Origin of the sequence: Novosphingobium sp. PC22D (assembly GCF_002556635.1) — a bacterium.
Lineage (GTDB): Bacteria > Pseudomonadota > Alphaproteobacteria > Sphingomonadales > Sphingomonadaceae > Novosphingobium.
Genome location: NZ_MWMO01000003.1, coordinates 220,659 through 233,885, shown reverse-complemented (window position 1 = coordinate 233,885; position 13,227 = coordinate 220,659). Strand labels below are relative to the sequence as shown.

Sequence of the window (13,227 nt, the reverse complement as noted above, 5' to 3'; positions counted from 1 at the left end):
ACTCCGGTTTTCGCTGGGGTGACGAGGAAGAGAGACGAGAGTGGCTTCGCTCAAGGAACTCAAAGGTCGGATCAACTCGGTCAAGTCGACCCAGAAGATCACCAAGGCCAAGCAGATGGTCGCCGCGGCCAAACTGCGCAAGGCGCAGAGCGCCGCCGAGGCGGCGCGTCCCTATGCCGAGCGTCTGGCCAAGGTGATGGGCTCGCTCGCCACCAAGGTTAGCGGAGACGGCGCACCCAAGCTGCTCGCCGGCACGGGTTCCGACCAGCGCCACCTGCTCGTGCTCGTCAACACCGACAAGGGCCTGTGCGGCGGTCTCAACGCCAATCTCGTCAAGGCGGCGAAGGCCCAGGCCGCGCAGCTTCTCGGACAGGGCAAGGACGTCTCGTTCTACCTCGTCGGCAAGAAGGGCCGCGCGCCGATCAGGCGCGACTACGCGAAGAACATCGCACACCAGTTCGATACCTCGACCGTGCGCACGCCCGGCTTCGCCGAGGCCGAGCAGATCGCCGCCGAGCTGATCCAGCTTTTCGAGGACGGCAAGTTCGACGTCGCCCACCTCGTCTATCCGGTGTTCAAGTCGGCGCTGGCGCAGGACCCGACGAGCGTCCAGCTCATCCCGGTCCCCACGCCCGAGACCGCCGGGGCCGACAACGGCGCCGTGGTCGAATACGAACCCGACGAGGAAGCGATCCTCGCAGAACTGCTGCCGCGCTACGTGCGTACCCGGCTGTTCGGCGCCCTGCTCGAACGCGAGGCGTCCGAACAGGGCGCGTCGATGACGGCCATGGACAACGCCACGCGCAACGCCGGCGAACTGATCCAGAAGCTGACCATCCAGTACAACCGCAGCCGCCAGGCGGCGATCACCACCGAACTCGTCGAAATTATTGCTGGCGCGGAAGCGCTTTAAGGCACTGAAGGCAAGGAAACGAACATGGCCACCGCACCCGTGCTTAACCAGACCACCGCAGGCACCATCAGCCAGGTCATCGGCGCCGTCGTCGACGTGACCTTCGAAGGCGAGCTGCCCGCGATCCTCACCGCGCTCGAGACCGAGAACAACGGTCAGACGCTGGTTCTCGAAGTCGCGCAGCACCTCGGCGAGAACACCGTGCGCTGCATCGCCATGGACGGCACCGACGGCCTCACCCGCGGCCAGAACGTGACCAGCACCGGCTCGCAGATCTCGGTTCCGGTCGGCCCCAAGACGCTCGGCCGGATCATGAACGTGGTCGGCGCGCCGATCGACGAGCGCGGCCCCGTCGGCGCGGAAATGACCGCGCCGATCCACGCCGAGGCTCCCGAATTCATCGACCAGTCGACCGAGGCCGCGATCCTCGTCACCGGCATCAAGGTCATCGACCTGCTCGCGCCCTACGCCAAGGGCGGCAAGATCGGCCTGTTCGGCGGCGCCGGCGTCGGCAAGACCGTGCTGATCCAGGAACTGATCAACAACATCGCCAAGGGCCACGGCGGCGTCTCGGTCTTCGCGGGCGTGGGTGAGCGCACCCGCGAGGGCAACGACCTCTACCACGAGTTCCTCGACGCCGGCGTCATCGCCAAGGACGCCGAGGGCAACGCCACGTCCGAAGGGTCCAAGGTGGCGCTCGTCTTCGGCCAGATGAACGAGCCCCCGGGCGCGCGTGCCCGCGTCGCGCTCTCGGGCCTGACCATGGCCGAATACTTCCGCGACCAGGAAGGCCAGGACGTGCTCTTCTTCGTCGACAACATCTTCCGCTTCACCCAGGCAGGCGCAGAGGTGTCGGCCCTGCTCGGCCGTATTCCTTCGGCGGTGGGCTATCAGCCGACGCTGTCGACCGACATGGGCCGTCTGCAGGAGCGCATCACCTCGACCACGAAGGGCTCGATCACCTCGGTTCAGGCGATCTACGTTCCCGCGGACGACTTGACCGACCCTGCTCCGGCGACCTCGTTCGCCCACTTGGACGCGACGACCACGCTGAACCGCGCGATTTCGGAGCTGGGCATCTATCCGGCGGTCGATCCGCTCGACTCCACCTCGCGCGTGCTCGAACCGCGCGTCGTGGGGGCCGAGCACTACGAGACCGCGCGCAAGGTCCAGGAGACACTGCAGAAGTACAAGTCGCTGCAGGACATCATCGCCATTCTCGGCATGGACGAGCTTTCCGAAGAGGATAAGCTCACCGTCGCCCGCGCGCGCAAGATCCAGAAGTTCCTCTCGCAGCCGTTCCACGTCGCCGAGGTCTTCACCAACATCCCGGGCAAGTTCGTCCAGCTCGAGGACACGGTGAAGTCGTTCAAGGCGGTGGTCGACGGCGAGTACGACCATCTGCCCGAAAACGCCTTCTACATGGTCGGCGGCATCGACGAGGCGGTCGAGAAGGCCAAGAAGCTGGCCGAAGACGCCTGATCGGCGCGACGAAGGGAACCAAGATGGCACTGCACTTCGAACTCGTCACGCCGGCGCAGCTCGTCCGCTCCGCGGACGTCCACATGGTGGTCGTCCCGGGCGCGGAAGGCGAGTTCGGCGTGCTGGAGGGCCACGCGCCCTTCATGTCGACGATCCGCGACGGCGCGATCAAGATCTACACGTCGGCGAACGGCTCGCCCGAGGAGATCAAGGTCCAGGGCGGGTTCGCCGAAGTCGGCGCGACGGGCCTGACGGTGCTCGCGGAGCACGTCGAGGGCTGATCGCCAGGCATGGATGCGATGGGAAGGGGCGCCGCTTGGGCGCCCTTTTTCGTTTTTGATCGTCACCGGTGCGATCGCATGGCATCGCCGGACGACACGGCTGGAGCGGCGGGATGAACGGCATGGCTGCGAAACGGGACGGGATCACGCGCCTCGCCGCCGTCTCGATCGTGCTCCTTGTCGTCACGATCGCCACCCGCGCGCTCTGGTGGGGCAATCCGGTCGCCGATACCGACGAGCAGCTCTATTCGCTGATCGGCAACGGACTGCTCCACGGCGAGCTGCCGTTCGTCGACAACTGGGACCGCAAGCCGTTCGGGCTGTTCGCGCTCTACGCGCTCGCGCATGCCGTGTTCGGCGCGGGGCCGATCGCCTACCAGCTCCTGACCGCGCTGTTCTCGCTGGGTGGCGCGCTGATCCTCTACGCCCTCGCGCGCGAACTCGTCGATCGGCTGAGCGCGCTCGCCGCGGCGGTGATCTATCTCGTGCTGCTGCCCGCCTACGGCAGCCACTCCGGGCAGAGCGAGGCGCTGTTCGTGCCCGTGATGCTCGGCGCGCTGGCGCTGGTGCGCGATCCCGCGCACCCGAACGCCGTCGTCAGGAATTGCGCGGCGATGTTGCTGGGCGGACTGGCCCTGCAGATCAAGTACACCGTCCTGCCGCAGTGCGTGCTCATCGGCCTGTGGGCGCTGTGGAGCGAACACCGGCGCGGCGTTCCGCTCGCGTGGCTGGCGATGCACGCGGCGGTCTATCTCGCGCTCGGGCTGCTGCCGACCGCGCTGGTCGGGCTGTTCTACCTGGCGGCGGGACACTGGGACGCATTCGTTTTCGCCAATTTCGTCTCGTTCTTCGACCGCCTCCCCGGCACGCGCCTTCCTCAGAGCTTCATGCCGTTGCTCGTTCCCGTCTTCGGTCTAGCGCTGGGCGGCGTCTACGCGGCGCTGCGCATCCGGCCGCCCGCCGACATGCGCAGCTACGGGCTCTATCTTCTCTATTTTCTCGCCAGCCTCGCGACCGTCTACCTGCCTTCGACCGTCTACGGCTATTATTACGCCGCGCTGCTCGCCCCCACCCTGCTCGCGGCGCTGCCGTTCCTCGACCGGCGTGGCCCGCTCGGCCCCGCTCCGGCGGCTCTGTTCGTGGTCGCCGCTCTCATCATCCTCCATCCCATGGAGCGCTTCGCGGGTTCGCAGAAGGGCCGCGCCAGTGCCGAGGCGCTCGCCGCGGCGATCGCCCCGCATGTGAACGCACGCGAATGCCTCTGGGTGTTCGACGGGCCGACAGCGCTCTACCAGTTAACTCCCGCCTGCCGTCCGAGCCGGTTCGTCTATCCCGATCATCTCAACAACGCGCTCGAAACCGAGGCGCTGGGCATTTCGCAGACCGGCGAGGTGCGCCGCATCCTGGCGACGCGGCCCGCGGTGATCGTCACCGCCGACACGCCCTTCACCGTGCAGAACGAGGAGGCCAAGCGCCTCGTCCAGCGCACTGTGAGGCGCCATTACGCGCCGCTCGCCGCGCGAAAGATCGGCAAGCGCACGATCCGGGCCTGGCTCCGCCGCCCGCGATCCGCACGGCTCAGCGCCGCCGCGCCGCTGACGGCGCGTGAAAGTCTGGCGGCTTCTTCGCGATCCACTTGAGGAACCGCGCGATCGCCGCATGTTCGCGAAGCCGCGAGCGGTCGGCGCCGAACCGCGCCAGCTCGGCATTGGTGAAAGTGACGTGCAAGGTGCGGTGGCAGATCGGATGGAGCGGCTCGGTCACGCGCCCGCCCCGGCTCTTTGGCACGGGATGATGCCACTCGACCCTGCGTCCGAGCGGGCGCTCGCAGAGCCAGCAGGTCCCTTGATCGGGCTCTTCCATGCGCGAAACCTGCCTCACCATTAGGAAGTTATCAAAGTTTCAACCTTACTGCTCAGCCAAATTCCGCAAGACGAAAGAGCGCGACACTACCGCGCAAGGGGTTGAGCTTACGATGACGGCATTCGGGCGGCGCAACGGTGCAGGCGGCATTGGTCAGGGTGCTCGTCCCGCCTTCGGCGTGGCGAAGCCGCTCAAGAGCGGCCCGGGCGATAAGCCGCAGACCTCCAAGGGCCCCGGTTCGCCCCCGGCGGGCAATGCGCCCGTCCCCGGCGGCGACCAGTTCCCGCCGCTGCCTTCGTCCGACGGTCCACCGCCCGCGCCGCAGAACTTGCGCGAGGACGCGATGTCGCGCCTCGCCGACCGCGCCAACGCGGTGCACGAGGCGGCCGAGCAGGACGGCTTCGAAGCCTCGATCCACAAGATCAAGGAGCAGGTCCTGCCGCGCCTGCTCGAACGCGTCGATCCCGAAGCGGCGGCGACGCTGACCAAGGACGAGTTGTCCGAGGAATTCCGGCCGATCATCGTCGAGGTGCTCGCCGAGCTCAAGATCACCTTCAACCGCCGCGAGCAGTTCGCGCTCGAAAAGGTCCTGATCGACGAGCTGCTCGGCTTCGGCCCGCTCGAGGAACTGCTGAACGATCCCGACGTCTCGGACATCATGGTTAACGGCCCGAACCAGACCTACATCGAAAAGAAGGGCCGGCTTCTGCTCGCGAGCACCAAGTTCCGCGATGAGCAGCACCTGTTCCAGATCGCGCAGCGCATCGTCAACCAGGTCGGCCGCCGCGTCGACCAGACCACGCCGCTCGCCGACGCCCGTCTCAAGGACGGCAGCCGCGTCAACGTCATCGTGCCCCCGCTCTCGCTGCGCGGCACCGCGATCTCGATTCGCAAATTCTCCGAGAAACCGATCACCATCGACATGCTCAAGGACTTCGGTTCGATGAGCGAGAAGATGGCCACCGCGCTCAAGATCGCGGGTGCCTGCCGCATGAACATCGTCATCTCTGGCGGTACCGGCTCGGGTAAGACGACGATGCTCAATGCGCTGTCGAAGATGATCGATCCGGGCGAACGCGTGCTGACGATCGAGGACGCGGCCGAACTTCGCTTGCAGCAGCCGCACTGGCTGCCGCTCGAAACCCGCCCGCCGAACCTCGAGGGACAAGGCGCGATCACCATCGGCGACCTCGTCAAGAACGCCCTGCGCATGCGCCCCGACCGCATCATCCTAGGCGAGATTCGCGGCGCCGAGTGCTTCGATCTCCTCGCCGCCATGAACACCGGCCACGACGGCTCGATGTGCACGCTCCACGCCAACAGCCCGCGCGAATGCCTCGGCCGTATGGAAAACATGATCCTGATGGGCGACATCAAGATCCCGAAGGAGGCGATCAGCCGTCAGATCGCGGAAAGCGTCGACCTCATCGTCCAGGTCAAGCGCCTGCGCGACGGTTCGCGCCGCACCACCAACATCACCGAGGTGATCGGCATGGAAGGGGACGTCATCGTCACCCAGGAGCTGTTCAAGTTCGAGTATCTCGACGAGACCGACGAGGGCAAGATCCTCGGCGAGTTCCGCGCTTCGGGCCTGCGCCCCTACACGCTCGAGAAGGCGCGCCAGTTCGGCTTCGACCAAGCCTATCTGGAAGCCTGCCTCTAGGACACGATCCATTCGCGCGCGGCGAGGCCGAGCAGGATCAGCGCCCCGATCAGCGAGACGAAGAAGATCGGCGTCCACGGCATGAAGCCGACGCGGTCGAGATCGGTGCGGCGCATCCGCCGATGGTCGCCGGTCCAGGCCAGCAGAGCCATAGTTGCAAAAATTGCACCTGCGGTCGCGATGATTCGCAGCGATGTGTCCATTTCCAGCCCTTGCCCCGCATGGGACGGCGGTTAAAGCCTTCGCGTGGAAGACAACCAGCGTCCCGTCCTGGCCCTCGGCCTGCGCGTCGCCGCGATGATGGCGATCGCGACGATGTTCATGCTAGTGAAGGTCGCCGGTGAGCGCGGCATCGCCGGTCCCGAAGTGATCTTCTGGCGGCAGGCTTTGAGCGTGCCGATCATCCTCGCATTCCTGGTCTCGCGCGGGAACCTGCACATGCTGCGCAGCCGGCGCGTGGCGAGCCACGCACGGCGCGCGGCCACGGGCATGGCGGCGCTGCTGTGCAACGTCACCGCGGCGATGGTCCTGCCGCTGGCCGAGGCGACGACCTTCGGCTTCACCACCCCCCTCTTCGCGGTCCTGCTGACGCCGCTGCTTCTGCGCGACAAGGTCGGCCCCTGGCGCTGGGCGGCGGTGGTGCTCGGCTTCGGTGGCGTGCTGGTGATCGCCAATCCCGGGCACGAATATGTCGAGCCGCTCGGCGTGGCGGCCGGGCTCGGCGCCGGCCTCCTGGTCGCGGTGGTGAGCTTTCAGATCCGCGACCTCGCGCGGACCGAGCCTCCCATCGCCTGTGTCTTCTGGTTCGCCCTGTTCGGCGCGGCGATGAGCGCGGTGGTCATGCCGGTCTACTACAAGCCGCACGATTCGACCGACTGGATGCTGCTCGTCGCCATCGGCCTCACCGGCACGCTCGGCCAGTTCCTGCTGACCTCGGCGCTGCGCTTCGGACAAGTCGCCAGCGTGGTGGTGATGGACTACACCTCGCTGGTCTGGGCGACGCTCTACGGCTGGCTGATCTGGGACCGCCTTCCCAGCTCGGCGACCTGGCTCGGCGCGCCGGCGATCATCGCCGCGGGCCTCGTCATTACCTGGCGCGAACACCGTCTTTCCAAGGCGATCGCGCCGCTCGCCGCGCAGGGTGACGACTGAGGGAACACACGTGGGATTTACGTGTTTACCGGACCAGCGCCTCGCCTAACCTCAGGCGCGCACGGAGACAAAATCATGATCAAGAAAATGGTATTCGCGCTTGTCGCCGGCAGCATCGCGCTGAGCGCTTCGGCCTGCAACACGGTTCGCGGCGCCGGTTCGGATCTTCAGTCCGCGGCGAACGAAGTCGACAAGGAAATGTGATTCCGGCGTCGCGCGCGAGCGCGCGACCCACGGTAACAAGCGCAGGCGCGGCCTGTCACCACCGGAACCTGGTCACGGGTTCGCCTGCGCCTCGCGCCGGGAGGAGTCCGCCGAGCTCCCTGCACCGCCAGCGGAATCCTCCCGCGCGACTGTCCTCGCCCAGATCGAGGCGAGGACACTGCCGATCACGACATGGCACACCGCCGACAGCGCCGCGGGAACGGGCGCGAGTGCTGCCTGCGCGGGGCTGACGAACTGCGAGCGGAACGCGCTGGACGACGCGAGGCTCGCCCCCAGCCCGCTGTTCTGCATGCCCACCTCGATCGCGATCGCCCGTTGCGCCGCCTGGTCGAAGCCGATCAGCCGCACGACGATCCAGCCTAGCCCGAAGCCGAACAGGTGCAGGCCGACGACCGCGCCCAGCAGGTCGCCCGCGTGCGCCTCGATCAGCGGCTTCGAGCGGGCGATGATCCCGGCGATGATCAGCACAACCGCAAAGACCGAGACGAGCGGCGAGACTTTCGCCGCCTCGCGTGAGAAACGCGGAAGATAGCGTGCCAGCAGAACGCCCGCGATGACCGGCACCAGCACCACCGCGACCATCTCGCGAAACAGGCTGGCGCGGTCGATCGAGACGTAGATCCCGGCGAGCCAGCCCACCAGCACCGGCGTCACCGCGATCGCGACCAGCGTCGAGACCATGGTCATCGTCACCGACAAGGCGACGTTGGCGCGCGCGAGGTAGGCGATCACGTTCGAGGCCGTTCCGCCCGGACAGCAGGCGACGAGGATCAGGCCGACCGCGAGCCCCGTCTCAAGCCCAAAGGCCAGCGCCATGGCGAGCCCCGCCAGCGGCATCACCGTGAACTGCAGCGCGACGCCCGCCGCGACGGCGCGCGGCATGCGCGCGATGCGGCGGAAGTCCTCTATGTCGAGCGTGATCCCCATCCCGAGCATGACCACACCGAGCAGGACGCTGATCAGGGGCTGACCGAAGGGCCGGAACCGTCCGTCCGCGACCCACACGAAGTGCTCGGGCAAGAACCAGGCCCAGGCCGCGCCGAGAACGGTCCAGAAGGCGAATAGCCCGGTTGCGCGCTGGATCATATATGCCCCCTCTCCCGCGAGTGCCTATGGCAGCACCGGCGGGCGGCGGCAATGTGCGCCATCCAGGCCCTTGCGCCCGCTAGTCGGCGGGATTGGCCTCGCCTTTCCACACGAGCACGGGCTTGCGCGCCGCCATCGTCTCGTCGAGGCGGCGGCGTGGCGCGTAGACCGGCGCGGCGTGGAGACTCTCGTCACCCGCCCGCGCCCGTTCGGCGACGCTGCGCAGCGAGGCGATGAAGCGATCGAGCCCGACCTTGCTCTCGGTCTCGGTCGGCTCGACCAGCATGGCGCCGCGCACAACGAGCGGGAAATAGACCGTCATCGGGTGGAAGCCCTCGTCGATCAGGCCCTTGGCGATGTCGAGCGTCGAGAAATGCTCGGCCAGACCCGTGTCGCTGAACAGCGCTTCGTGCATGCACGGTCCGGCCGAGCCGAACGGCGCGCTGAGCACGTCCTCGCACGAGCGCAGCACGTAGTTGGCGTTGAGCACCGCGTCCTCGGCGACCTGCTTGAGGCCGTCCGCGCCGTGGCTGAGGATATAGGCCAGCGCGCGCGTGAACATGCCCATCTGGCCGTGGAACGCGACCATCCGCCCGAAGGCCTGGGTGTGCCCGAACGCGCCGGCGTTGTTCTCCTCGACGAGGTGGACGACACCAGCCTCGTCGCGCGCGGTGAAGGGCAGCGGCCCGAACGGCGCGAGCGCCTCGGACAGAACCACCGGCCCCGAACCCGGACCACCGCCGCCGTGCGGGGTGGAGAAGGTCTTGTGCAGGTTGATGTGCATCGCATCGACGCCGAGGTCGCCGGGGCGAACCTTGCCGACGATCGCGTTGAAGTTGGCGCCGTCGCAATAGACGTAGCCGCCGCAGGCGTGGACCGCGTCGGCGATCTTCTTCATGTCGCGCTCGAACAGCCCGCACGTGTTCGGGTTGGTGATCATCACCCCGGCCACGTGCGGCCCGAGCTTGGCTTCGAGCGCGGCGAGATCGACGCGGCCATCGGCGGTCGCCGGGATCGATTCGACCTTGTAGCCGGCGAAAGCGGCGGTCGCCGGATTGGTGCCATGCGCGCTTTCGGGCACGAGGATCACCTCGCGCGCCTCGCCCTTGGCCTCGTGCGCGGCGCGGATGCACAGCAGCCCGCACAGCTCACCGTGCGCGCCCGCCTTGGGGCTCATCGCCACGCCGTGCATGCCGGTGAGTTCGATCAGCCAGACCGCGAGTTCGTTGATCACCTCGAGCGCGCCGCGAACGCTCGCGGCTGGCTGCAGCGGATGGACATCGGCGAAGCCGGGCATCCGCGCGACTTTCTCGTTGAGCCGCGGGTTGTGCTTCATCGTGCACGAGCCGAGCGGAAACGGGCCCAGGTCGATGGCGTAGTTCTGCCGCGAGAGCCGCGTGTAGTGGCGGATCGTTTCGGACTCGGCGAGGCTGGGCAGCGCGGGCGCCTCCTTGCGCAGGAAGCGGGCAAGCCCGGCGACCGGCTCGGCCTCGACCTCCTCGAAATCGACGCCGCACTTGCCCTCCGTCGCGGCGAGTTCGAAAATCAGCGGTTCCTCGAGCATCAGCGCGTGATCGCCGCTGCAAGTCTCGGGGAGCGCCGAGGCCTCGCCGTCCTCGCCCATGCTCGGACGCCAGCCGCTCGAATTGACGACGTTCATGCCAGCACTCCTGCAAGTTCCTCGGCGAATGTTTCGATGTCTTCCTCGGTGCAGGTCTCGGTGACCGCCACGAGCAGTCCGTTCGCGAGCGATCCCTCGCCGGGGAACAACCGGCCGAGCGAAACCCCGCCCAGCACGCCGCGATCGGCCAGCTCACGCACGATCTCGCGCGCGTCGGCGGGCAGCAGCAGCGTCACCTCGTTGAAGTAAGTCTCGTTGATGCACGTCACGCCGGGGAGCTTGGTCAGCCGGTCGACGAGTTGCCGCGTGCGTGCGTGGCTGATCCGCGCCATGCGCGCCAGGCCCTCGCCGCCGAGCAGGGTCATGTGAATGCTGAATGCCAGAGCACAAAGCCCTGAATTGGTGCAGATATTGCTCGTCGCCTTCTCACGCCGGATGTGCTGCTCGCGCGTCGAGAGCGTCAGCACGAAGCCGCGCTTGCCGGCTGCGTCGACGGTCTGCCCGCAGAGCCGCCCAGGCATCTGGCGCACGAACTTCTCGCGACAGCCGAACAGGCCGAGATAGGGGCCGCCGAACTGGAGCCCGACGCCGAGCGACTGCCCCTCGCCGACGACGATGTCCGCGCCGAGATTGCCCGGCGCCTCGATCAGCCCAAGCGCGACCGGCTCGGTGACTACCGCGATCAGCAGCGCGCCCTTTGCATGCGCCGCCTCCGCGATCGCGGCGAGATCGGGAATGCGGCCAAGCACGTCGGGATACTGCACGACGGCGCACGAAGTGGCATCGTCGATCTCGGCGATCAGCGCCGCGTCGTCAGGGTCCGCCTCGAGCCTGGGGGCGCCGTGAACGATATCGTCGCGGGTGAACTTGGCCATGGTCCCGACGACCTGCGCGTAATGCGGATGCAACCCTTGAGAAAGCAGCACGCGGCGCTTGCGCGTGATCCGCGAGGCCATGACGATCGCTTCCCAGCACGCGGTCGAACCATCGTACATCGAGGCGTTGGCGACCTCGGTGCCGAAAAGCTGCGCGACCTGCGTCTGGAACTCGAACAGGACCTGCAAGGTCCCCTGCGCGATCTCGGGCTGATAGGGCGTATAGGCGGTGAGGAACTCGCCGCGCTGGATCAGGTGATCGACGGTCGCGGGAACGTGGTGGCGATAGGCCCCGGCGCCGAGGAAGAACGGCGCGCTTCCCGCGCTGATGTTCTTGCCCGCGAGCTTCGCCATGTGGCGCTCGACGGCCATTTCGCTCGCGTGGAGCGGCAGGCCCGCGATGAGGCCCGAAAGCCGCGCTTCCTCGGGCACATCGGAAAACAGATCGTCGACCGAGCCGGCGCCGATGACATCGAGCATGGCCGAACGGTCGGTATCGGTCAGGGGGAGATAGCGCATGCGCTCAAAGCTCCGCGACGAACGCGTCGTAGGCCTTGCGATCCATCAGCGATTTGAGTTCGGATGTGTCCGACAACGCGACCCGGAACAGCCAGCCACTCTCCTCCGCGTCCGAATTGACGAGTTCGGGTTCGTCGGCGAGCGCGGTATTGGCGGCTGTCACGGTGCCGCTCACGGGGGTGTAGACATCGGAGGCGGCCTTGACCGAATCGACGACCGACACCGAGTCGCCCTTGGCCACTTCGGTGCCTTCGGCGGGCACCTCGACGAAGGTGATGTCGCCGAGCTGGCTCTGCGCGTAGTCGGTGATGCCGACGGTGCCGACATCGCCTTCGACGTCGATCCACTCATGATCCTCGGTAAAATAGCGGGTCATCTCAGGCTCCTCAGCGGTAATAGCGGTGGGGTAGGAAAGGCAGGGGCACGACCCGCGCGGGCAGGCGCTTGCCGCGTGCCTCGATCTCGAGCGCGGTGCCCTCGCCGGCATAGGCGGCATCGACGTAGGCCATCGCGATGGGATGCTGGAGGCTGGGCGAGAACCCGCCCGAGGTCACGACGCCGATCTCGGCATCGCCCAGGTGCACCGTCGCGCCTTCGCGCGCGGCCATGCGGCCTTCGAGCGCCAGCCCGACCCGCTTTTTCGGCGCGCCGCTCTCGCGCAAGGCGAGGATGCGCTCGGCGCCGGGAAATCCGCCTTCGGCGCGCCGCCGCTTGGAGATCGCGAAGCCGAGGTCGGCGCTGATCGGGTCGGTCTCTGGGGTCAGGTCATGCCCGTAGAGCGGTAACCCCGCCTCGAGCCGCAGCGAATCGCGCGCGCCGAGCCCGATCGGCCTGACCAAATCGAGCGCCACGAGCGCCTCGGCCAGCGCCTCGACGTCCTCGCCCCGCACCGAAATCTCGAAACCGTCCTCGCCGGTGTAGCCCGAGCGGCTGACGCCGAGCGGCCGGCCGTCCCAGAAGAAGGGGCCGGACTGCATGAACTTGAGATCGTCAAGCTTGGGCATGCCCGGGAACGCGGGTTCGAGGCAGAGCTTCGCCAGCGCTTCGGCCGCCTTGGGGCCCTGCAGCGCGAGCAGGGCGTGCTCGTCGAGGTGCGTCATGGTGATCTCGTCGGGCAGATGCTCGCGCAAATGGCCGATATCGTCCCACTTGGTGGCGCCGTTGACGACCATGTAGTATTCGCCGCCGCGGTTGGTGATCATGAGATCGTCGAGAATGCCGCCATTCTCGTCGAGCAACAGTGAATACCGCAGGCGACCCGGCTTCAGCGCCGAGATGTCGCCGGGAAGCAGCGCTTCGAGCGCCTCGGCGACGCCTTCGCCCGAAAATTCGAGCTGGCCCATGTGGCTGACGTCGAACAGCCCGGCATTCTCGCGCGTCCACAAGTGTTCGGCGATGATGCCTTCGTACTGGACGGGCATGTGATAACCGGCGAACGCGACCATCCGGCCGCCGCGCGCGCGGTGCCAGGCATCGAGCGGCAGAGCCTGCGGCCCATGCTGATCTTCGGCGATATCATTGTCGTTCGACTGGTCTTCACTCAAGAC

At 67.3% G+C, this 13,227-nt stretch carries 14 protein-coding genes; 7 read left to right on the top strand and 7 right to left on the bottom strand.

From position 1 onward, the window contains the following. The first annotated feature begins 40 nt into the window (after positions 1 to 40). The 4 genes from B2G71_RS07775 (at position 41) to B2G71_RS07760 (ending at position 4,316) form a co-directional block, all read left to right on the top strand. Positions 41 to 913: a F0F1 ATP synthase subunit gamma gene (locus B2G71_RS07775; protein WP_098105173.1), complete on the top strand. Its 873-nt coding sequence runs from the start codon at positions 41 to 43 to the stop codon at positions 911 to 913. Between the two features lie 24 nt (positions 914 to 937). Beyond that, positions 938 to 2,395, top strand: coding sequence for a F0F1 ATP synthase subunit beta (atpD, locus tag B2G71_RS07770; protein WP_098105172.1), 1,458 nt, complete (start codon positions 938 to 940; stop codon positions 2,393 to 2,395). 23 nt (positions 2,396 to 2,418) lie between these two features. Further along, positions 2,419 to 2,676 carry an ATP synthase F1 subunit epsilon gene (locus B2G71_RS07765; protein WP_098105171.1) on the top strand — a complete coding sequence of 86 codons (258 nt, stop codon included), beginning with the start codon at positions 2,419 to 2,421 and terminating at the stop codon, positions 2,674 to 2,676. A 122-nt stretch (positions 2,677 to 2,798) separates the two neighbouring features. Beyond that, on the top strand, positions 2,799 to 4,316 hold the full coding sequence (locus B2G71_RS07760; protein WP_168176300.1) for a glycosyltransferase family 39 protein: 1,518 nt from the start codon (positions 2,799 to 2,801) through the stop codon (positions 4,314 to 4,316). Here B2G71_RS07760 and B2G71_RS07755 read toward each other — a convergent pair. Continuing rightward, on the bottom strand, positions 4,255 to 4,539 hold the full coding sequence (locus B2G71_RS07755; RefSeq protein WP_098105292.1) for an HNH endonuclease: 285 nt from the start codon (positions 4,537 to 4,539) through the stop codon (positions 4,255 to 4,257). The two genes, B2G71_RS07760 and B2G71_RS07755, sit on opposite strands and share 62 nt — an antisense overlap. Positions 4,540 to 4,651: 112 nt before the next feature. On the opposite strand from B2G71_RS07755, the gene B2G71_RS07750 reads away from it, so the two are divergent. Further along, positions 4,652 to 6,202, top strand: coding sequence for a CpaF family protein (locus tag B2G71_RS07750; protein ID WP_098105169.1), 1,551 nt, complete (start codon positions 4,652 to 4,654; stop codon positions 6,200 to 6,202). On the opposite strand, the gene B2G71_RS07745 is transcribed toward B2G71_RS07750, so the two are convergent. Next, positions 6,199 to 6,354 carry a hypothetical protein gene (locus tag B2G71_RS07745; protein ID WP_240530047.1) on the bottom strand — a complete coding sequence of 52 codons (156 nt, stop codon included), beginning with the start codon at positions 6,352 to 6,354 and terminating at the stop codon, positions 6,199 to 6,201. The genes B2G71_RS07750 and B2G71_RS07745 overlap by 4 nt on opposite strands. Before the next feature lie 94 nt (positions 6,355 to 6,448). Between B2G71_RS07745 and B2G71_RS07740 the strand changes: the two genes are divergently transcribed. Then, entirely contained in the window at positions 6,449 to 7,354 is a 906-nt protein-coding gene (locus tag B2G71_RS07740; RefSeq protein ID WP_240530046.1) for a DMT family transporter, read from the top strand. A 75-nt stretch (positions 7,355 to 7,429) separates the two neighbouring features. Continuing rightward, positions 7,430 to 7,558, top strand: coding sequence for a hypothetical protein (locus tag B2G71_RS24750; protein ID WP_276306912.1), 129 nt, complete (start codon positions 7,430 to 7,432; stop codon positions 7,556 to 7,558). A gap of 72 nt (positions 7,559 to 7,630) precedes the next feature. Here B2G71_RS24750 and B2G71_RS07735 read toward each other — a convergent pair whose 3' ends face one another. The 5 genes from B2G71_RS07735 to gcvT all read right to left on the bottom strand — a co-directional run bounded on the left by B2G71_RS07735 (position 7,631) and on the right by gcvT (position 13,224). Further along, positions 7,631 to 8,665, bottom strand: coding sequence for a bile acid:sodium symporter family protein (locus B2G71_RS07735; RefSeq protein ID WP_098105167.1), 1,035 nt, complete (start codon positions 8,663 to 8,665; stop codon positions 7,631 to 7,633). A gap of 79 nt (positions 8,666 to 8,744) precedes the next feature. Next, positions 8,745 to 10,325 (bottom strand): aminomethyl-transferring glycine dehydrogenase subunit GcvPB, encoded by a 1,581-nt coding sequence (gene gcvPB / locus B2G71_RS07730; RefSeq protein WP_098105166.1) that lies wholly within the window; start codon positions 10,323 to 10,325, stop codon positions 8,745 to 8,747. Next, entirely contained in the window at positions 10,322 to 11,680 is a 1,359-nt protein-coding gene (gcvPA, locus tag B2G71_RS07725) for an aminomethyl-transferring glycine dehydrogenase subunit GcvPA (RefSeq protein WP_098105165.1), read from the bottom strand. Before gcvPA ends, gcvPB begins: the two co-directional genes overlap by 4 nt. A 4-nt stretch (positions 11,681 to 11,684) precedes the next feature. After that, entirely contained in the window at positions 11,685 to 12,056 is a 372-nt protein-coding gene (gene gcvH, locus B2G71_RS07720) for a glycine cleavage system protein GcvH (protein WP_098105164.1), read from the bottom strand. Between the two features lie 10 nt (positions 12,057 to 12,066). Then, positions 12,067 to 13,224 carry a glycine cleavage system aminomethyltransferase GcvT gene (gcvT, locus tag B2G71_RS07715; RefSeq protein WP_098105163.1) on the bottom strand — a complete coding sequence of 386 codons (1,158 nt, stop codon included), beginning with the start codon at positions 13,222 to 13,224 and terminating at the stop codon, positions 12,067 to 12,069. Positions 13,225 to 13,227: the final 3 nt, after the last annotated feature.

Excerpts from the sequence above, each read along its gene's own strand:
- atpD (WP_098105172.1), top strand. The coding sequence starts at position 938 with ATGGCCACCGCACCCGTGCTTAACCAGACCACCGCAGGCACCATCAGC.
- B2G71_RS07765 (WP_098105171.1), top strand. The coding sequence starts at position 2,419 with ATGGCACTGCACTTCGAACTCGTCACGCCGGCGCAGCTCGTCCGCTCC.
- B2G71_RS07760 (WP_168176300.1), top strand. The coding sequence starts at position 2,799 with ATGGCTGCGAAACGGGACGGGATCACGCGCCTCGCCGCCGTCTCGATC.
- B2G71_RS07755 (WP_098105292.1), bottom strand. The coding sequence starts at position 4,539 with ATGGAAGAGCCCGATCAAGGGACCTGCTGGCTCTGCGAGCGCCCGCTC.
- B2G71_RS07750 (WP_098105169.1), top strand. The coding sequence starts at position 4,652 with ATGACGGCATTCGGGCGGCGCAACGGTGCAGGCGGCATTGGTCAGGGT.
- B2G71_RS07745 (WP_240530047.1), bottom strand. The coding sequence starts at position 6,354 with ATGGCTCTGCTGGCCTGGACCGGCGACCATCGGCGGATGCGCCGCACC.
- B2G71_RS24750 (WP_276306912.1), top strand. The coding sequence starts at position 7,430 with ATGATCAAGAAAATGGTATTCGCGCTTGTCGCCGGCAGCATCGCGCTG.
- B2G71_RS07735 (WP_098105167.1), bottom strand. The coding sequence starts at position 8,665 with ATGATCCAGCGCGCAACCGGGCTATTCGCCTTCTGGACCGTTCTCGGC.
- gcvPB (WP_098105166.1), bottom strand. The coding sequence starts at position 10,325 with ATGAACGTCGTCAATTCGAGCGGCTGGCGTCCGAGCATGGGCGAGGAC.
- gcvPA (WP_098105165.1), bottom strand. The coding sequence starts at position 11,680 with ATGCGCTATCTCCCCCTGACCGATACCGACCGTTCGGCCATGCTCGAT.
- gcvH (WP_098105164.1), bottom strand. The coding sequence starts at position 12,056 with ATGACCCGCTATTTTACCGAGGATCATGAGTGGATCGACGTCGAAGGC.